Source organism: Streptomyces sp. NPDC059740, from assembly GCF_042733155.1.
GTDB lineage: Bacteria > Actinomycetota > Actinomycetes > Streptomycetales > Streptomycetaceae > Streptomyces.
Window position 1 is genome coordinate 26,364 of sequence record NZ_JBHWGP010000046.1, and the last position, 19,481, is coordinate 45,844.

The window sequence follows — 19,481 nt, forward strand, 5'->3', positions numbered from 1 at the left end:
CATGCTTATCTGACGGAGTGTCGATCGATTCGGCTGACCGGGCCACCCCGACCACCCTTCCGCTGACGGGCGCCCCGGCCCCCGCCGCCGCCGACCGGCCGCCGACCCCACGGGGCACGGTGGACGGCCCGCGGCGGCGTCCTACAGTGGCCCCACCATGAACGCCACTGACCGCACCCCCGCCGCGACCCTGCGGTCCGCCCTCGCCGCGGACCCCGCCCGCCCCCTGCTCACCTTCTACGACGACGCCACCGGTGAACGGGTGGAGTTGTCGGTGGCCACCTTCGACAACTGGGTGGCCAAGACCGCCAACTACCTCCAGTCCGACCTCGCCGCGGAGCCGGGCGACACCGCCTCGCTGCTGCTGCCCGCCCACTGGCTGACCGCCGTGTGGCTGCTGGCCTGTTCGTCGGTGGGTGTCGTCGCGGACGTGGCCGGCGACCCCGCCGGCGCCGACCTCGTGGTGACCGGCCCCGACGAGCTGGAGCGGGCACGCACCTGCAAGGGCGAACGGGTCGCCCTCTCGCTGCGCCCGCTGGGGGGCCGCTTCCCGCAGCCGCCGCAGGGGTTCGCCGACTACGCCGCGGAGGTGCCGGGACACGGCGACCGCTTCACCGCGCTGGCCCCGGTCGACCCGGACGAGCCCGCACTGCGGGTGGCCGGTCGGGAGCTGACCGGCGCGCAGGTGGTGCAGGAGGCGCGGGCGGACGCCGGCCGGCTGGGCCTGACCGCCGGGTCACGCCTGCTGTCGACCCGGCCCTACGACTCCTGGGAGGGGCTCTCCGCGGGCCTCCTGGCACCGCTGACGACGGGCGGCTCGGTCGTCCTGGTCCGCCACGCCGAGCACCTCGACGCCGAGGCCCTGGAGCGCAGGCGCACCGACGAGCGCGTCACCCACTCCGCGAGCTGACGACGGCTGCGGCACCCGGCCACCCGGTCCGTCCCGCCTGGACCTCACCCCGGCCCCCTCGCCCCCTGCGGCGTCACCCCGGCCACTGACGTCCGCACGACCGGGCGGCGCTCCGGCCCTCACGCCCCCGGGCCGGCGTCACCCGGTCGTGCGGACGGTCGGGGGACGCACCGCTCCCTTCCCGGCGGGGCGCGCGAGGCCCGGCGTCCCCCGGACGGAGCAGTCCGGCGCCCGCCCACGCGCCGGTCCGCCGGGCCCGCGCCATGATCGGGGGATACGCACGCGCGGCTTCGTGCCGTCGGCCCGTCGCCTCCCGCGCCGGTCCGGGGCCCGGACGCCGCGCCGACCGTGCCCGGTGGGGCCGGCCGGCGCGAACGCCGCACGGGTGCACGAGCCGACTCCGCGAGGGGGCGCACTGTGACCGTGGGACCGGAGGAACAGGCAGGGGCCGGGACTGCCGGCGCGGACGCCACGGTGCCGGGTGACGGCAGCGCCCCGCGCCCGTCCCGCAGCGCACGCCGCCTCTCCCGTCCGACCCGGCGCCCCCGTCCCGGCCGGGCGGGACGGGCCGCCCGCCGCGGGCGGCCCTCGGACCCCGGCCCGGGACGTCCGGGCCTGCCCACCGGCCCGTTCGGCCCCTCGGGCCCCTTCGGTCCGTTCGCCGCCGGAACGCAGCCCGAGGACGCCTCCGGCGGCTCGGTTCCGGGCGGGGCGGGCGGCCCCGGCGGATCGGGGTCCGGCGGGGCGGGCTCCGGCGGGACGGGCTCCGGCGGCTCCGGAGCCGGCGGCTTCGGACGCGGCGGGGAGCCACCGGACGGGGCCGGCGGGCCGGACGGGCCGGGGGGAACCGGGGGGCCAGGCGGTGCGGGCGGTCCTGAGGGCTCCTCCTCCGGGCCCGGCCGGGAGGGCCCGGGCGGGCCCAGGCGCCGCCGGCACTGGCTGCGGTGGACCGCCGTCGGGGTGTCCCTGCTGGTCCTGGCCGCGGGCGGAGCCGGGTACGTGGTCTACGACCGACTGGAGGGCAACATCCACACCGACCCCGCGGTGCGCCGGCAGTTGGAGAAGTACGAGTCGCAGCGCCCGCCGGCCGGCGCCCGCGGCACCCAGAACGTCCTGCTCATCGGCTCGGACGACCGCAGCGGCGCCAACGCCGGCTACGGCCGGGAGAAGGGGCGGCGCTCGGACACCACCATCCTGCTGCACCTGCCGGCGGACCACCGCAGCGCGACCGCGGTGAGCATCCCGCGGGACCTCGTGGTGCACCGGCCCGAGTGCACCGGTGCGGGCGGCCGGCCCGCGGCGGCGCGCTCCACGCAGTTCAACGCCGCCTTCCAGGTGGGCGGCGCGGCCTGCACCATCCGCACCGTGGAGGCCATGACGGGCATCCGCGTCGACCACTACGTCAGCGTCGACTTCAACGGGTTCAAGCGCATGGTGGACGCGGTCGACGGCGTCGAGGTCTGCCTGCCGCACGCGGTGCACGACAAGGAGGCCCATCTCGCCCTGCCCGCCGGCCGCCATCTCCTCGACGGTGAGCAGGCCCTCGGCTACGTCCGGGTGCGCAAGGGGCTGGGCGACGGCAGCGACACCCAGCGGATGGGCCGGCAGCAACGGTTTCTGGCGGCTTTGGTGAAGAAGGTGCGGAGCAACGGGGTGCTGCTCAACCCGACGAAGCTGTACCCGGTGATGGACGCGGCCACCCGCGCACTGACCACCGACGAGGGACTGGCTTCGCTGCGCGGCCTCTACGGGCTGGTCCGCTCCACCCGCGACATCACCCCGGGGAAGATCCGCTTCCTGACCGTGCCGCGCCGCCCGTACCGCCTGGACCCCAACCGCGACGAACTGGCCGAGCCGGACGCGAAAGAGCTGTTCAGGAGGTTGCGGAAGGACCTTCCGGTGTCCGTGCAGCCCTCGTCGAGCAGCTCGCCGGGGACCCCCGAGGCCTCCGGCGCCGCCACTGGCGGCAGCGCCTCCCCCGGTGCGAGCGCCCCCTCGTCCACCCCCGACGCCTCCCTCACCTCCCCGGACGGCGCCCCCACTTTCCACGGAACCACCGCGGACCGGGGTGTCTGCTCCTAAAACGGTTGCAAAGGTCGCGCCAACCCGGCGCAGATAATGCACGGATTGCCCAGTTGTAGGGGTGAGGAAATCGTCACCGACGTCGCTTGACGCCGAACCGGCCGGATAGTGTGAGCGCTCCGGTCCGCACTGCCGGCTGACCGCGCACCGCACAATCGACCGACCGAGCGCCTCGTGGGGACGGGCGCCGCGTGGCACGACGGAGGACTTGAGGCACCGTGGACGCGCAAGGCCGTGGGCGGGGGGACGACATCGACCCCGCCGACCAGTGGGTGTTCAATCCGAGCACCGGCACCTATGAACTGAGGCTCGACCCGGCCTCCGACGCGCCCTCCCCCCCTTCACCCCGCAGACCCGGTTCCGCATCGGGCCCCGCGAACCGCACCCCGCGCCAGGGCGGCCCCCGCCAGTTCGGCCCCTCTCAGGGCGGACCGGCCCAGGGCGGCCCGCCACGGGGCGCCACCACGCACGGCGGCGGCACCCAGGGAGCGGGGGCCGCGCGCACCGGGCCGCAGGGCGGCTCCCCCACCGGAGTTCCCCGGCCCGGCGGCCCGCGCGAGGGCGCACGGGGTGAGGGCTCGCGCAGCGGTCCGGCCGCGGGAGCCGAACGGGACAGCGAGACCCGGGAGCTGCCGACCCAGCGCGACCGGCGCGGTGAGGGTTCCGGCGAGGGCGGCGGGCGGGCGGCGGCCCGGCGGGCCGCCGCGGCCCAGGGCGGCGGCGGTCGCCGCAAGGGCAAGGGGCCGCGGACGGGGAAGCGGTCCGGGAAGCGCAAGGCCCTGTACTGGACGGCCGGTTCGATGGGTTTCGTGCTGGTCGTCGCCGGTGGCTTCGGCGTGTACCTGTACAACCACCTGAACAACAACATCAAGAAGGTGGACGTCGGCGTCAACAACAAAGCGGTCGTCAAGGGGCCCGTCAACATCCTGCTGCTGGGCACCGACTCGCGTGAGGGCAAGGGCAACAGCGGTTACGGCGACAGCGGCAGCGTGGGCCACGCCGACACCACGATCCTGCTGCACATCTCCGCGGACCGCTCCAACGCCACGGCGCTGTCCATCCCCCGCGACCTGATCACCGACATACCCTCCTGCACCGTCAAGCAGGAGAACGGGACCAAGAAGACGATCCCCGGCCAGCAGGGCGTCCGGTTCAACACCAGCCTCGGCCAGGAGGGGCGCGACCCCGGCTGCACCTGGAAGACGGTCAAGGAGCTGACGGGGCTGACGCCCACGCACTTCATGATGGCGGACTTCAACGCCATCAAGGAGCTCTCGACGGCGGTGGGCGGTGTCGAGGTGTGCGCGGCGCACGACATCGACGACCCCAAGTCGCACCTGCACCTCAAGGCCGGCCGGCACGTCGTCGAGGGCGACCAGGCGCTGGCGTTCGTCCGCACCCGGCACACCGTCGGCTTCGGCAGCGACCTGAGCCGCATCCAGCTCCAGCAGCAGTTCCTCAGCTCGCTGCTGCGCAAGATGAAGTCGGGCGACACCCTCACCAGCCCCAGCAAGCTGTACAAGCTGAGCGACGCGGCGACGAAGGCGCTCACCGTCGACACCGGCATCGGCTCCGCCTCGAAGCTGGTGGACCTCGCCAAGGACCTCAGCGGGGTGAACGTCAAGAACATCACCTTCGTCACCGTCCCGGTCCTGGACAACCCGGACGACGCCGCCACCGTGATCCTGGACAAGGCCAAGGCCGAGCCGCTGTTCAAGATGGTGCAGGCCGACCACTCACTGACCAAGACCAAGTCCAAGGGCGGCGACGACAAGAAGACCGCGCCGGTGAAGAAGGCCCCGGCCGCCGAGGTGCGGGTGGACGTCTCCAACGGCGGCGGCCCGATCGGCGCGGCGCAGGACACCGTCGAGTGGCTGCAGAACAACAAGGGCGCCAAGTTGTCCACCAACGCCGGCAACGCACCCGCGACGGTCGACAAGACGGTCCTCGAGTACGCTCCCAACCAGGCTGACCAGGCTGCCACGTTGGCGGACTGGATGGGCCTGCCGAAGAGCGCGATGAAGAAGTCGGGCTCGAACGCCGGGGCGCGGGAGCCGATGAAGCTCACCCTGGGCAAGGACTACTCCGGCGCGGGAGAACCGATCGAGGCGCCGACTACAACCCCTGACGGGGTGCAGAACGTCAATGCGGACGACAAGAACGTCTGCGCCAAGTAGTCGCGTCGTGCAGTAGCTGTGAACGGGCGCCCCTTCCGGGGGCGCCCGCGTCACGCCGCACCGATGCCCCGTCCTTCGGCGCCGAGCGCACCAGAAGTGAGGGGGAGGGGCCCGATGCGGGTGAGCGGGGTACGGGGCGAGGACGCGGGAGCGCAGCCACCCGGGGCCGGGGAACCGGACCGGCACGACGGCCGGCCGCCGGGGACCGAGCCGTCGGCGAAGCCCGAGGCGGTGAAGCCCGAGGCGGTGGACGGGGAGCGGTCGTCTGACGGCCCCGCCCCGGAGGCTGCGGACGAGGACTCGCCGGGCGACGCGGCCGGCACGGAACGGGACGCCGCGAGCGCCCGGACACCCGGCCCCCGGCAGGCCGAGGACGCCCGTCCCCCGGCCGCCGGGAAGGCCGCTCCCACCTACGACGTCCCCACCGATGACGTCCCCACCGCCGACGCCGCCTCAGCCGACGCACCCGCCGACGACTCCCCGCCGCAGGAGGCCGCCGCCGGAGCAGGCGGTCCCGGAGGCCCCGGGGCGGACCGGGTTTCCGGCGGCGGGCGTCCCCGGCGGCGGGGCCGGCTGCTGCTGCGGTGGGGTGCCGCGGCCTTGGCGCTGCTGGTGCTCGGCACGGCGGGCGCCGCCTACCTCTACTACCGGCACCTCGAAGGCAACCTGCACCGGGACCACCTCGACATCGGTGTCACCCCGCATCCGCTGCCCCGGCCCACGCCGAACGAGGCCGGCCAGACCCCGCTGAACATCCTGCTCATAGGCTCCGACAGCCGGAACACCGCGGAGGACGTCCGGCTCGGCGGGGCCCGCGCGGACGTCGGCCGCAAGCCGCTCGCCGACGTGCAGATGCTCGTCCACGTCTCGGCGGACCGCAGCAACATGTCGGTGATGTCGATACCGCGCGACACCCGCGTGACCATCCCGAAGTGCACCGACCCGGAGACCGGCACGGTCTACCCCTCGACGGTCGCCGCCATCAACCAGTCGCTCCAGCACGGCGGTCCGGGCTGCACGGTCGCCACCTGGAAGGCGCTGACCGGCATCTACATCGACCACTTCATGATGGTCGACTTCGCGGGCGTGGTCGCCATGGCCGACGCGGTGGGCGGCGTCCCGGTCTGCGTCGACGCCGACGTCTGGTCGCACGACGCGCAGGGCCACGGCAGCGGCCTGAAGCTCACCAAGGGAACGCACGCGGTCAAGGGCGTGCAGGCGCTCCAGTGGCTGCGGACCCGCTACGGCTTCGAGGACAACTCCGACATCGGCCGGACCAAGGCCCAGCACATGTACATGAACTCCCTGGCCCGGGAGTTGAAGTCCAGCACCCGGCTCTCCGACCCCGTCGAGCTGCAGGCCCTGGCGGAGGCCGCCACCAGCGCGCTCACCGTCGACGACGACCTGGGGTCGGTGACCGCCCTGTACCACCTGGCGGGCGAGCTGAAGAAGGTGCCGGCCGCCCGGATCACCAGCATCACCATGCCGTGGGTCTACGGCCCCGGACTGGCGTACGTGCTGCCTCGGCCGGAGGACGCCGAGCAGACCTTCGCCCTCATCCGGGACGACCGGGCCCTGGACGGCAAGGACAAGAAGAAGGCCACGGCCGCGCCGCCGCCCTCCACCGAGCGGTCGGAGCTGCGCGTGGAGGTGGCGAACGGTACGGGCGCCACAGCCGTGCAGGCCGCCCCGGGGCGGGCGAGCGTGATCCGGGACCGGCTGGCGGGGCTCGGCTGGTCCCGCGCCAAGGCCCTGGACACGCTCAGCAGCGTCCCCGAGACCACGCTGACCTACCCGACGCCCGACCTGCGGGGCGACGCGCTGGCACTGGCCAAAGCGCTGAAGCTGCCCTCGGACGCGGTGCGCGCCGCCGAACCCGGGGACGACACCGCCCCGGCCGGCACCCCGGCGTCCCCCACGGGCACCGGCTCGCCCTCGTCGTCCACCGCCACGTCCCCCTCCGCCCCGGCCTCGTCCTCAGCGTCCGCCTCGGGCAGCCCGGGGACGCTGCGGCTGGTGATCGGTGACGACTGGCGCACCGGCACGTCCTACCCGAAGGGCTCCCGGGCACCGGGCCACGGCAAGGTGCCGAGCAGCGCCCACCCGCTGATGGGCGACGACACCGGCGCGTGCATGGAGGTCAACCCGCACTACACCTGGTAGGCGGGGGTGCGCGGTGGCCGCCGCGGGAGCCGCGGCGGCCACCAGGGGTCACACCTGCGCGCCGGCCTCGTCGGCCTGGACGGCGGGGCGACGGCTGGCGATGACACGGCGGGCCAGGGAGCGCGGGCTGGTCAGGAAGCCCCACCCCCAGGACATGTGCATGGTGGCCAGCGCCAGCGGGATCTGCACCCGTGCCTTCGCCGAGAGGCCCTTGCCGGCGGGCACCGAGCCCGCGGTGATCGCGGCGGCGTAGGCGGCGGGCACCAGGAAGGCCCACGGCGTGACGGCGACGCCCACCACCACGCCCGCGGCGATGGCGCACAGGGCGGTCGGCGGCGCGAGGTAGCGCGCGTTGATGGAGCCGGAGTGGTAGCGGGCGACGACGTGCCGCCAGCGGCCGTAGTCCTTGTACTGCTTGGCCAGCGCCTTCACCGAGGGCCGCGGCCGGTACTGGACGCGCAGCTCGGGCGAGAACCAGACCAGTCCGCCGGCCTCGCGGATGCGGAAGTTCAGCTCCCAGTCCTGGGCGCGGATGAACTCCACGTTGTAGCCGCCCTGCTGTTCCAGCACCTCGCGGCGGAAGACGCCGAGGAAGACGGTCTCCGCCGGTCCGGCCGCGCCGCCGGTGTGAAAGGCGGCGTTGCCCACGCCGATCCGGGAGGTCATCGCCGCGGCGACGGCCTCCTCCCAGGCGTTCTCGCCCTCGGCGTGCATGATGCCGCCCACGTTCTGCGCGCCGGTCTCCTCCAGCAGCCGCACGGCCGTGGCGATGTAGTTCGGCGAGAGCATGCCGTGTCCGTCGACGCGGACGACGACGGGGTGGTGGGAGGCCTGGATCGCGGCGTTCAGGGCAGCGGGGGTGCGGCCGGTGGGGTTGGGCACGGTGTGGACGCGCGGGTCCTCGGCCACCAGCTCGGCGGCGATCTCGTCCGTGCGGTCCGTGGACGGGCCGAGCGCGATCACCACCTCCATCTCGCCGGCGTACTCCTGCTGCAGGATGTGCCGGACGGAGGCCCGCAGGTGACGTTCCTCGTTGAGCACCGGCATGATCACGGAGACGGCCGGGGGCTGCTGCTGCGGCATGGTTCCTCGGGGCTTACGGGGGCTACGGGGCACGGTGAGGGCTCGCGGCGCGGGCGGCACGGTGGTGGTCCTCCGTCGCCTGTCCGCCGCTCCGGCGCGGGACGGCCGGAGGTTCACCGTGGCCTGGCCCGGTGGGCTGGGACCGCCGCCTTGGGACTCCTGGGTCGGCGACGCGGGCACCGCCGGGACGGCGCGGCACCCCCTGCACGTTACCGCGTTCGGGCGATGCGGGCGCAGGCAGCCGGGTGGCCCCCGGGCCGGGCCCCGGCGTGTGGCGCTTTCCCGCCGATCGTATCGGCCTACCGTGCTTTCGGTAGGTTCCGGTGCATTTCGAACGCTCACCTTCCGTTGCCGCGCCCGCCCCTTCCCCCGCCGCGGAGGTCCCCGCCCGTGACCAGGCCGTCCCCCGCCCGACGCCGTAGAGCGCGCCGCGCACAGCACCGCAGGCCCCGGCGACTGCGCTGGGGGGTGTGGGCCACCACCGGTCTCTCCGCGCTGGTCCTGGCCGCCGGCGGCACCGGTCACGCGGTGGTCGCCGGCGTCTCCGACCAGATCGCCCGCGTCGACGCCTTCCAGGGCATGAGCGACCGTCCGCCGGCCGACGACCGGGCCCGCAGCGGCATGACGATCCTCCTGGTCGGCACCGACGGCCGCGGCCGGCTCAGCCGCCGCGACCGCCGCGCCTACCACCTGGGCGGTGAGCCCTGTCACTGCACCGACACGATCATGCTGGTGCGCCTCTCGCCCGGCCGGGACCACGTCAGCGTGGTCAGCCTGCCCCGGGACTCCTACGCCCAGGTGCCCGAGCACACCGACCCCGCCACCGGGAAGCGGCACCGGGCCCACCCCCTGAAGCTGAACGCCGCGTATGCCGAGGGCGGGCCCTCCCTGACGGTGCGCACGGTGGAGCACATGACCGGCGTCCACATCGACCACTACCTGGAGGTCGACTTCCAGAGCTTCATGCGGACCGTGGACGCCGTGGGCGGGGTGCGGATCTGCACCGACCGGGCCATGAAGGACTCCTACACCGGCCTGGACCTGCCCGCGGGAATGCACGAGCTCACCGGCGGCCAGGCGCTCCAGTACGTCCGCTCCCGGCACGTCGACGGCGCGGCCGACCTCAGCCGGATGCGGCGGCAGCAGCGCTTCATGGCGGCCCTCATCCGCAAGGTCACCAGCTCCGGGGTGCTCACCGACCCGACGCGGCTGCGGGACGTCACCGGCTCGCTGCTCGGCTCGGTCCGGGCGGACAAGGGCTTCGGCACCGACGACATGCTGGACCTGGGCCGGGCCATGCACGGCTTCCAGCCCGGCTCCTCGGAGTTCGCCTCGGTGCCCGTCGCCGACGTCAACTACCGGGTGCCGTACGTGGGTCTGACCGTGAAGTGGGACGAGGAGCGGGCACGTGCCCTGTTCCAGGCGGTCCGCGAGGACCGGCCGCTCGTGCCGCGGACCGGACCCGCCGGCGACGGGGCCGCGCCGAAGGGTTCCGCCACCTCCCCGGCGCCGGCCTCCACCCCTGCTGCGGGCGCACCGGGCCCGGCCGGCCGCGGCCCGCGCCCGACCACGGTGGAGATCCCGCCGGACCAGGTACGGGTCCACGTCGACAACGGCACCTCGCGCAGCGGCCTGGGCGCCCGTGTGGCGGACGGCCTGCGGGCCACCGGCTTCACCCTCGACGGCCCGCCCGGCACCGCACCGCTCCCCCACAGCGCCCACACCGTCGTCCGCTACGACCCGCGCTGGGACCGGTCGGTGCGCAGCGTGGCCGCCGCCTTCCCCGGCGCCCGGTTGCAGGCCGTGCCGGGGCTGGGCGCGGCGATCCGGGTGACGGTGGGGCAGGACTTCACCGCCGTCCACCCGGTCCGCGGCAACCAGCCGGCCCCCGGCCACGCACAGGCCGTCACGGGCGACCAGGTGTCCTGCTCCTGACTCCCGGCTGCGGGCCCCCTCGGGCGCCGGGCTCCCGGCTCCGGCGCGGCTCCTCAGGCAGGCGGGGGCGGGGCCGGGCGTCGCCGGGGGCCGGTACCGTCGGACCGACAGACGGACGTGAGCGACGCCGGCCCTGCGGGGCGGAAGGGGTGGGACGTGGCCGACGCCGAGTTCCTCGCCGTACTGACCACCACCGACAGCGAGGAGGCCGCCCGCCGGCTCGCCGCGGACGCCGTGGAGCGGCGTCTGGCCGCCTGCGCGCAGGTCGACGGCCCGGTCACCAGCGTCTACCGCTGGGAGGGCACCGTCGAGACCGACACCGAGTGGCGGGTTCTCTACAAGACCACGGCCGCGCGCTACCCGGCCCTGGAGGCGCACCTGCGCTCCGTCCACACCTACGAGACCCCCGAGGTCATCGCGACGCCCGTCACCGCGGGCAGCGACGCCTACCTGGCCTGGCTGCGGACGGAGACGGCAGGCTGACCCCGCGGTCAGTCGCCGGTGCCGCGGTCAGTCCTCGGTCTCGCGCCCCTCGCCGGCCCGGCCCCGCTCCCGCAGCTCCTTGATCGCCCGGCGCCGTGCCAGCCGGTGGGTGCGGCGGATCTGGGCCTCCTCGTAGCGGCGGCGGTCGCGGTCGGTCTCGGGGATGACGGGGGGCACCTGGCGGGGCTTGCCGTCGGCGTCGACCGCGGCGAAGACGAGGTAGGCGGAGCCGACCTGGGTGGCGGGGGTGGACTCGTTCCAGCGCTCGGCCAGCACGCGGACGCCGATCTCCATGGAGGACCGCCCGGTCCAGTTGACCTGTGCCTTCACATGGACGAGGTCGCCGACCCGGACGGGTTCGAGGAAGGCCATCTCGTCCATGGACGCGGTGACCGCGGGGCCGCCGGAGTGCCGTCCGGCGACGGCGCCGGCCGCGTCGTCGACCAGCTTCATGATCACGCCGCCGTGGACGGTGCCGAGCAGGTTGGTGTCGTTGCCCGTCATGATGTGGCTCAGCGTGGTGCGGGAGGCGCTGGTCGGCTTCCCCGGCAGAAGGTCGGCTGCGGACGGTTGCTGGCTCATGCGTCCAGCTTATGTGCCCGGTCTCCGGCGCTCCCGCGGGCCACCGCCGCCACCTGCGGCGACCCGGCCGGCGGGACGTCGCGGCCCGGCGCCGCGTGCGACCTTGACCACAGTGTGAAGGTTCCGGTCAGGCCCGGCCAAGGGACCCCCGCGGGCCCGTCACACGCCCGCGACCAGGCCCGGCGCTGTGCATCAGCTCTGCAACAGGCCCGCCGCGATCCTGTCGCTCCCATACCGCCCGGCAGGCGGCGGCAGGCACACTTCCCCTTATGACTCAGTGGCCGGACGGATGGTCCCCCGACGACAGGAACCGGTACGGGCGCGGCAGTGGCGCCGAACCGGAGGGCGCGCGTGCCATGCCGCACGTGACGCGGCCCGCCGGACCGGGGGCCCAGCGTTCCGGTGAGCCCTACGCCGAGCCGCCGCTGCCGCCCTCCCTCTCCCCGCGCCGGCATCCCTCGGTGCCGCCGCAGGCGCCGCCCCCGGGGTACGACGGCGGGGGCGACGGTTACAACACCGGTGAGGTCTACGGCGGCGGACGGGGCGGTGGCGGTCCGCGGTCGAGGCCGAACTGGGGCCGGCGGATCAAGTTCATCGTCATCGCGCTGATCGTGGTGGTCGTGGCCGCTTCCGTGGGCACCTACTTCTGGGCCGACGGCAAGCTGCGCCGCGAGGTGGACCTGAGCAAGGTCATCGACCGCCCGGCGTCCGGCGACGGCACGAACTACCTCATCGTCGGTTCCGACAGCCGCGAGGGCATGTCCGCCGCGGAGAAGAAGAGCCTGCACACCGGGTCGGCCGAGGGCAAGCGCACCGACTCGATGATGATCTTGCACGACGGTTCCAACGGTCCCACCCTCGTCTCGCTGCCGCGTGACTCCTGGGTGACCATCCCGTCCTTCCGGGGCTCGGAGTCGGGGAAGATGTACCAGTCCCCCGGCGGGTCCAAGCTGAACGCCTCGTACGCGACGGACGGCCCCGAGCTGCTGACGCGGACCATCGAGTACAACACCGGTCTGCACATCGACCACTACGTGGAGATCGGCTTCGCCGGCTTCGCGGGCATCGTGGACGCGGTCGGCGGCGTCGAGATGGACATCCCCAAGGCCTTCCACGACGAGAAGTCCGGCGCCGACTTCAAGGCGGGCACCCAGACCCTGAACGGCACCCAGGCGCTCGCCTTCGTCCGTACCCGCTACGCGCTGCCCGGCAGCGACCTGGACCGCACGAAGAACCAGCAGAAGTTCCTCGGGGCCCTCGCCTCGCAGACGGCGACCCCCAGCACCGTGCTCAACCCGTTCAAGCTGTACCCGACGATGAGCGCCGGTCTGGACACCCTCGTGGTCGACAAGGACATGAGCCTGTTCGACCTCGGGAAGATGTTCTTCGCGATGAAGGGCGTCATGGGCGGCGACGGCCACTCCATGAACATGCCGCTGACCACGACCCCGGCCCCCCAGAACTCGCTGAACTGGGACAAGCCGAAGGTCAAGGAGCTGGTCAACGAGCTCAACAACGACCAGAAGGTGACGATGAAGGGCGGCTACGGAAACTAGGAGCTGTCTGGTCGATCATGTGCGGAGCCAGATGACGAGGCTTGCAGCGGTGACGGTGCCGAGGAAGACGCAGCCGCGTTTGTCGTAGCGGGGGCCACGGCTCGGTGATTCTTGAGCTTGTTGATGGCCCGTTCGACGGTGTTGCGTCTCTTGTAGCGGTCTTCGTCGAAGCCGGGTGGCCGTCCGCCGTGTGAGCCTTGGCGCAGGCGGGCGGCCTGGCTGGCGGTCTTCTCCGGGACCGTGTGCGGGATGCCCCGACATCGCAGGTATTCGCGACAGGGACGGTTGCTGTACGCCTTGTCCGCAGCGACGCTGTCGGGCTTCTTGCCGGGCCTACCCGGTCCGAGGCGAGGGACGCGGATCTTCTCCAGCACCGGCCTGAACTGGGGCCAGTCACCCCGCCGTCCGGCCGCTAGTGCAGCCCCCACCGAACCAGGACTACAGCCTCCTCGACGCCCCGCCGGCCGAGCGCAGCCGCTGGGCCTGGCCCGCGACACCGAAGGCCGTCTCCTTCTCCACCGCAGCGACTGCGCCGCCGCCGACACCTTCCCGACCTGGCTAACCGGCCATCAGGCCGTGGACGCGCTCACCGACCCGGACACCGCACTGTGCCCGACCTGCCGCCCCGACCGCGCCCTGCCCAGCCGGGGTCTGCCGTGAAGCCTGCAGCCGAGCGCCCGCCCGCACACCTGGAGATGCTGCACTTCCCCCGCCGCCTGACCCAGCAGCACCTGGCCCAACTCGACAACTGGACAGCCGAGGAGGAGCGGCGGCAGGTCGAAGGGGCTCGCGGCGAGGCGGCCCGGCCGCCGGCACCGGACTGGCTGGTCGAGAGCGACCTGGTCGACCGCCCCTCCCGCATCCACGCGGGCGACTGCTTTACCCGTGGCAAGCGCTCGTGCGGCATCGACCGCACCGGCGCGCTCCACGCCCTGACCCAGGGCGCGCTTACCTGCCCCGCAGTGCCGCCCCGACACCCTCCTCGGAGTCCTGGGCTGAACCTTTCGAAAGGGACCGTCATCCGGTGCCGGTGAGCATCTCGGGCGTGAGGTCGCCGCGCATCCGGAGCAGACGGGGCGGTCTCTCCACCAGCCGTGCTCCAGACGCTTCCGGCCGACTCCAGTTCGACCACGGCCTCACGGGCAGGTAACGCACCGCATTCCGCTAGCTGCACAGGAGTGGTTCAGGCCTCGCGATCAACGGCGGTGAGCGCCAGGGCCCACCCGGCCAGGCCTCTTCGAGGCAGCCTGAGCGCGGTGGCCTGGCATGTCCGCGAGACGCTGGTTGAAGTGGTGGTTTCGAACGCGTGCCGATAGCCCCCGGCTGGCTGTTTGATGCGCACCAGGTTGGCTTGGCTGCCACAACCTCTCCGCCCCGCCGAGGGCGCACCTGACTCAAGCATCCGCCGGGCTACGGGTGGTCCACCGGTGGCAGCAGCGCGCAGCGGGGGGCCGGGTGTGGCTGGAGGGCGATGAAAGCGGCTGGGTCGGCACCACTTTCCGTGGTGAGGACCCAGCAGGGGACAGGAGCGTAGGGGCTTGCCAGCTTCGGCCCCGTCTCCGCTGCCGTTCAGCCGAAAAAGTCGATGGCACAAGGTGACGCCGGTTCGAGCCTGCTTCACGAGGTCGCATACGCCCGGGCTGGGTGAGGGCCGCGGTGGCCTTATGGAAAGGTGATGGGAGACCTAGAGGAGACGGTGACGGACAATTCGGCTCAGATCACCGTAAGCGCCACTCGGTGCAACAGACGGGTAGGGGGACTACATGACGGGACCTGATCCCAGGATCGCTTACGCACGGCCCGTGGTCGATGCAACCGAGATATCGCAGGACCGAGAAACGGACTCGACTGGTCTGCCACTTGCGCACACGTCGAGGCCGCTGCCTTTGGAGCAGCCAGCAGTGAGACCTGTCGCTCTACCCGATGCCACTACCTCCACAGCCGCTGATGTCGAGGTCAGCCCCAACCATCTCCGCGCTATGGCGGAGTCTTGCGAGACATGCTCAGACGCCCTGCACGCAGCACGGTCAGCAGGGCACAGCGCTGACGAAGCAGTAGCCAAAGCAGATGGCGCATGGTCCTTCGCGGGCGGCATCCATGACATGCAGAGACGCTGGGATGCACTCAATAAAATCATCAGTGAGCGCATAGAAAATGCTGCAACCAACTTCCGTAAATGCGCTAACGAATATGAGATGAACGAGACCACCGTTCAATCCGACTTCACATCTATCGTTCGCTGAAGAGGGAAGATGGTTACGTTCGCACATATCCTGACGCTCGATGTCGATGGTCTCGACCTCTTCTCCAAGCGCTGGCAGGACGTTCACTCCCGTATAGAAATGGTGGGAGAAATGTTTCACGACCTAGTCGTGACCGACCTGCATGAGGAGAAGTGGAGAGGGCAGGCCGCGACTTCTGCGCGGCAATGTTGCGATCGCATCAGTATGGACATCGAAGCGCTCAATGCAGAAGTCAAGGGCCTGAGGAAGTTCATCGACGAAGAAGTGAACGGGGCGTCTGGGGCCGCCAGTTTCCGTGCTATTCAAACCAAGGCCCGCGAAATACAGCAGGAAGCAGTGGAATCCGGGATGCGCGTCGACGACGATGGATCCGTCCAATGGGCCACCATGTATGACCCTGACGATCCCGAATCCAGACGCAACGCCCAAATGATGAAGAAAAAGGCGGAGGAGCTGCAACGTCGCGCTAGAGGCGTAATTCGGGAGGCGGACGAAGAAGACCAGTGGATGACACAGAACCTGAAGGTGATATTTGGCACCACCCACAACTTCGAGTCGGAGAACCGAAAGTTCGGCACGGCCCAGCCTGACGAAAAAGACCGCAAGGCGGCCAATAAACTAAGTACCGTTGGGGCTGCCGCCAATGCAAGGGGGTGGGTGAATACGGCTTACCTCGTGCAGCACTACTTGGATGGAACGGGTAAACCTGTCGAGATAGATCCGGAAGTTTTGCTGCAGGACGTGCCACAGTTCAGACGAGACTCCGATAAAACTCTCCAGGAAGACGTGAAAAACCGCCCTGACGGGCCATTCGCGACCAAATGGCAAAGCACGGCACCCAACAGGGCTGACGGAGGTAAAAGCCTCGATTATTACTACGCCCTGAATCACTTTCAGTATCGCATGGTAGGAGAGAAGCACGGAAACAAAGTCACCTATCACACAGAGATCAAGAAACGCTACGACTGGGGTGTACCCAGCGAGCACAGAACGACGCAGTCGCAGGCAATCGGACCCTTCGGGATCACTTTGGAGCAAGCAGACCTGGCGCACCTCAACACTGTTGGGCTTGCCCGCGACTTCGACGTCCAAGGGAAATCTAAACAGACGACCACCACGCTATGACCGGGCGACCCAGCGTCTCGACGCGCAAGCAGAAAGCGATCTGATCATCAATAGGGGAGCAAGGATAGCGCTCTGGGTATTCCTGAGTGCTTGTTTCGCGTTCAGCGTATACGCCATTGCGTGTCTAGTTATCACCTTCTACCGGTTCGAGCCGCCATTGCAGCGCTGAAGACGGTACGCCCGTTGCGCTAGGAGCTGTCCGGTCGATCATGTGCGGAGCCAGATGACGAGGCTTGCAGCGGTGACGGTGCCGAGGAAGACGCAGCCACGTTTGTCGTAGCGGGGGCCACGGCTCGGTGATTCTTGAGCTTGTTGATGGCCCGTTCGACGGTGTTGCGTCTCTTGTAGCGGTCTTCGTCGAAGCCGGGTGGCCGTCCGCCGTGTGAGCCTTGGCGCAGGCGGGCGGCCTGGCTGGCGGTCTTCTCCGGGACCGTGTGCGGGATGCCCCGACATCGCAGGTATTCGCGGCAGGGACGGTTGCTGTACGCCTTGTCCTCAGCGACGCTGTCGGGCTTCTTGCCGGGCCTACCCGGTCCGAGGCGAGGGACGCGGATCTTCTCCAGCACCGGCCTGAACTGGGGCCAGTCACCCCGCCGTCCGGCAGTGACCAGCAAGGAGAGCGGACGGCAGTATCCGTCGGCACTCAGGTGGATCTTGCTGGTGAAACCGCCCCGCGAGCGGCCCGGTCCCTCGCCTCCCGCACCACCTCCGCCAGGCGGGCGACCAGGCTCTGCCACGGAGGTTCGGCCTGGTGTTCCGCCGCCTACCCCCTAGTGAGAAGGACAGGGCAGATGGTGGTTCCTTGCGGGCCCCCGCCGCCTGCCGATGAGCGCGCACACTGGTCGAATCGACGGAGACGTCCCAGCCGAGGTCACCCGCCCCGTCCGCTGCGGCCTGGACACGCTGCAGCAGGCTCTCTCACGTGCCGTCCGCCGACCACAACCGGCGGCGCTCGTAGACCGTCTTCCACGACCCGAACAGCTCCGGTAGAACCCGCCGCTGCGCCCCGGTCCGCACCCGGTGCAGATTCCCGTCGATCGCCTCCCGGTGGTCCCGCTACAGACCGCGACGACCGTTGCTCACCGACAGGAACGGCCGCAGCCGTTCCCACTCGGCATCCGACAGATCACCACGCAGGCCCGCCCCATGCTGGGAGCAACGAGCCACGAGCGAACCAGTCACATGATCGACCGGACAGCCCTCAGTCGCACGCCTGGTCGGTGCACTGTCGCCCAACCACCGTCGCCGTGACCACGGGTGCACCTCCGGCGAGGGGGTGCCCCGCGGTCGTCGCGGGACCCCCGACGGAGGCATGGAGAAGGGGGCCTCCCTGTGCGTCCTCACCGACAAGGGGATGCTGGTGCGCGCCGAGGTGACGAAGGCCGACGCCAGGAGTTACGACTCGTTGCTGGACTTCTCGCTCACCCAGTGGCCGTCGCGGTGAGGAGTGCCCGCCCGCCGCAGGTGCGGCTCCTCCCCTCTGCACCGTCCTGACTGCCGCCGCCCTGCTGAACCTGCCGCGCACAGCGCATCACCCGCCGCGCTCCCTGGTACGGGTGCCCGCGGGGCGCACCGGCCGGTGTGCCCGTCAGGGCGCGGTTCGGGAGGCGGCGATGGCACAGGGGACGGGACCGGCCCCGGCCGGCGGCGCGGAGGTGGCGGAGCTGGTGGGGAGCCGCCGCTACCTGGCGTTGCTGGTGCTGGCCGCCGTGATCGGGGCTCCGGTGAGCGCGGTCGCCTACGGGTTCCTCGCCCTGGTCGGCGAGGCGCAGCCCTGGTTGGCCAAGGACGTGCCGCGGGCGCTGGGCTTCGGTGCCACTCCGCTGTGGTGGCCGGTTCCGCTGCTGGCCGTCGGCGGACTGCTCACGGCTCTCGCGGTGCGGTACCTGCCGGGGACCGGCGGCCACGAGCCGACGGCAGGGTTCACGGCCGGGACGGCGCCGTCGCCTGCCGCGCTGCCCGGGGTGGTGGCGGCGGCACTGGCCACGCTGGTGTTCGGCGCCGTGCTCGGTCCCGAGGCGCCGCTCATCGCGCTGGGCGGTGGGCTGGCGGCGGCCTCGCTGCGGCTGTCCCCGAGGCCGGTGCCGGAGCAGGCGGGGGCACTGGTGGGGGCGGCCGGTTCGTTCGCGGCCATCAGCGCGCTGCTGGGCTCCCCGCTGCTGGGCGCGTTCCTGCTGATGGAGGTGGCCGGGGTGGGCGGGGCCACGCTGGGGGCGGTGCTGGTCCCCGGATTGCTGGCGGCGGGCGTGGGCTCGCTGGTCTTCACCGGGCTGGGCTCGTGGACGGGCCTGGGCACCTACTCGCTGACGCTGCACGACGTGCCGAAGGTGGGTGCGCCGACGGCGGCCGAGCTGGGCTGGGCGGTGGTGGTGGGGTTGGCGGGTGCGCTGGTGGGGGCGGGCGTGAGGTGGTGTGCGCTGCGGGCGCAGGCGTGGACGGTGCCGCGCCGGGTGCCGGCGACCGTGCTGCTCGCGGTGGGGGTGGGCCTGCTGGCGGTGCTGTACACGGCCGGGTCGGGCGGGGCGTTCGAGGACGTCCTCTACTCCGGTCAGTCCGCGCTCGGCCCGCTGCTGGACCACGGGGAGTCCCGCCCGGTGGGCGAGCTGCTCCTGCTGCTGGTCTGCAAGGGGCTCGCGTACGCCGCCTGCCTGGCCTGCCTGCGCGGCGGCCCGATCTTCCCCGCGCTGTACCTGGGTGCGGCCGGTGGTCTGGCCCTCTCCCACCTGCCGGGGCTCTCCCTGGTGGCCGGGTTCGCGACGGGGCTCGGGGCCATGGCGGTGGCGATGCTGGGGCTGCCGATGACCTCGGTACTCCTGGCCACCTTGTTGCTGGGGCACGGCGCGCTGCGGCTGACACCGCTGGTGATCGTGGCGGTGGTGGTCTCGTACGCGACGACGCGGTGGCTGGCGGGGCGCACGGCGGCTCCGGCCGGGGGACGGCCCGCGGCAGCGGGGGCGGGGACGGCGGCCGGGGACGCCGGGCCGTAGACGGGTGCGGCCGGCCGCACCCGTGCTGCCGGCCGCACCCGCTGCCGCGGTGCCTTCGGTGCTACGGCAGGTTGCGGGCCATGACGATGCGCTGGACCTGGTTGGTGCCCTCGTAGATCTGGGTGATCTTCGCGTCCCGCATCATCCGCTCCAGC

The 19,481-nt window shown here is 72.0% G+C and carries 16 protein-coding genes and 1 pseudogene; 12 read left to right on the forward strand and 5 right to left on the reverse strand.

The window, feature by feature from the left end; all coding sequences use genetic code 11:
• The first annotated feature begins 157 nt into the window (after window positions 1-157).
• The 4 genes from ACFV3R_RS31005 to ACFV3R_RS31020 all read left to right on the forward strand — a co-directional run bounded on the left by ACFV3R_RS31005 (window position 158) and on the right by ACFV3R_RS31020 (window position 7,332).
• A complete protein-coding gene (locus tag ACFV3R_RS31005) occupies window positions 158-910 on the forward strand; it encodes a TIGR03089 family protein (protein WP_385590080.1) in 753 nt (250 codons plus the stop codon).
• Window positions 911-1,870: 960 nt separating this feature from the next.
• Window positions 1,871-2,992, forward strand: coding sequence for an LCP family protein (locus ACFV3R_RS31010; RefSeq protein WP_385590082.1), 1,122 nt, complete (start codon window positions 1,871-1,873; stop codon window positions 2,990-2,992).
• A 218-nt stretch (window positions 2,993-3,210) separates the two neighbouring features.
• A complete protein-coding gene (locus tag ACFV3R_RS31015; RefSeq protein WP_385590084.1) occupies window positions 3,211-5,169 on the forward strand; it encodes an LCP family protein in 1,959 nt (652 codons plus the stop codon).
• 114 nt (window positions 5,170-5,283) lie between these two features.
• On the forward strand, window positions 5,284-7,332 hold the full coding sequence (locus ACFV3R_RS31020; RefSeq protein WP_385590086.1) for an LCP family protein: 2,049 nt from the start codon (window positions 5,284-5,286) through the stop codon (window positions 7,330-7,332).
• 48 nt (window positions 7,333-7,380) lie between these two features.
• Here ACFV3R_RS31020 and ACFV3R_RS31025 read toward each other — a convergent pair whose 3' ends face one another.
• The gene (locus ACFV3R_RS31025; RefSeq protein WP_385590088.1) at window positions 7,381-8,415 is read right to left on the reverse strand and encodes a glycosyltransferase family 2 protein; all 1,035 of its coding nucleotides are present in this window, start codon (window positions 8,413-8,415) and stop codon (window positions 7,381-7,383) included.
• 468 nt (window positions 8,416-8,883) lie between these two features.
• Between ACFV3R_RS31025 and ACFV3R_RS31030 the strand changes: the two genes are divergently transcribed.
• Entirely contained in the window at window positions 8,884-10,350 is a 1,467-nt protein-coding gene (locus ACFV3R_RS31030) for an LCP family protein (RefSeq protein WP_385590090.1), read from the forward strand.
• A 156-nt stretch (window positions 10,351-10,506) separates the two neighbouring features.
• Window positions 10,507-10,833: a divalent-cation tolerance protein CutA gene (gene cutA, locus ACFV3R_RS31035; protein WP_385590092.1), complete on the forward strand. Its 327-nt coding sequence runs from the start codon at window positions 10,507-10,509 to the stop codon at window positions 10,831-10,833.
• A 27-nt stretch (window positions 10,834-10,860) separates the two neighbouring features.
• On the opposite strand, the gene ACFV3R_RS31040 is transcribed toward cutA, so the two are convergent.
• The gene (locus ACFV3R_RS31040; protein ID WP_385590094.1) at window positions 10,861-11,415 is read right to left on the reverse strand and encodes an acyl-CoA thioesterase; all 555 of its coding nucleotides are present in this window, start codon (window positions 11,413-11,415) and stop codon (window positions 10,861-10,863) included.
• Window positions 11,416-11,684: 269 nt separating this feature from the next.
• Between ACFV3R_RS31040 and ACFV3R_RS31045 the strand changes: the two genes are divergently transcribed.
• Entirely contained in the window at window positions 11,685-12,971 is a 1,287-nt protein-coding gene (locus ACFV3R_RS31045) for an LCP family protein (protein ID WP_385590096.1), read from the forward strand.
• Here the strand turns inward: ACFV3R_RS31045 and ACFV3R_RS31050 are convergent.
• Window positions 12,968-13,399, reverse strand: a complete 432-nt coding sequence (locus ACFV3R_RS31050) for a transposase (RefSeq protein WP_385590098.1) — start codon at window positions 13,397-13,399, stop codon at window positions 12,968-12,970. The genes ACFV3R_RS31045 and ACFV3R_RS31050 overlap by 4 nt on opposite strands.
• Between ACFV3R_RS31050 and ACFV3R_RS31055 the strand changes: the two genes are divergently transcribed.
• From ACFV3R_RS31055 to ACFV3R_RS31065, 3 genes are all read left to right on the forward strand, one after another.
• Window positions 13,296-13,631, forward strand: a complete 336-nt coding sequence (locus tag ACFV3R_RS31055) for a DUF6233 domain-containing protein (RefSeq protein ID WP_385590100.1) — start codon at window positions 13,296-13,298, stop codon at window positions 13,629-13,631. The genes ACFV3R_RS31050 and ACFV3R_RS31055 overlap by 104 nt on opposite strands.
• A complete protein-coding gene (locus tag ACFV3R_RS31060) occupies window positions 13,628-14,005 on the forward strand; it encodes a hypothetical protein (RefSeq protein WP_385590102.1) in 378 nt (125 codons plus the stop codon). The genes ACFV3R_RS31055 and ACFV3R_RS31060 overlap by 4 nt, the downstream gene beginning before the upstream one ends.
• A gap of 1,218 nt (window positions 14,006-15,223) precedes the next feature.
• Entirely contained in the window at window positions 15,224-16,339 is a 1,116-nt protein-coding gene (locus ACFV3R_RS31065; RefSeq protein ID WP_385590104.1) for a hypothetical protein, read from the forward strand.
• A gap of 207 nt (window positions 16,340-16,546) precedes the next feature.
• Here the strand turns inward: ACFV3R_RS31065 and ACFV3R_RS31070 are convergent.
• A pseudogene (locus tag ACFV3R_RS31070) lies at window positions 16,547-17,476 on the reverse strand (IS5 family transposase).
• A 175-nt stretch (window positions 17,477-17,651) separates the two neighbouring features.
• Between ACFV3R_RS31070 and ACFV3R_RS31075 the strand changes: the two are divergent.
• Together ACFV3R_RS31075 and ACFV3R_RS31080 are read left to right on the forward strand one after the other, a co-directional pair.
• The gene (locus ACFV3R_RS31075) at window positions 17,652-17,783 is read left to right on the forward strand and encodes a hypothetical protein (RefSeq protein WP_385590106.1); all 132 of its coding nucleotides are present in this window, start codon (window positions 17,652-17,654) and stop codon (window positions 17,781-17,783) included.
• Window positions 17,784-17,952: 169 nt separating this feature from the next.
• Entirely contained in the window at window positions 17,953-19,326 is a 1,374-nt protein-coding gene (locus ACFV3R_RS31080) for a chloride channel protein (protein ID WP_385590108.1), read from the forward strand.
• 61 nt (window positions 19,327-19,387) lie between these two features.
• Here the strand turns inward: ACFV3R_RS31080 and ACFV3R_RS31085 are convergent.
• Window positions 19,388-19,481 (reverse strand): acyl-CoA dehydrogenase family protein (locus ACFV3R_RS31085; RefSeq protein WP_385590041.1); only part of this gene is annotated, 94 nt, incomplete at its 5' end.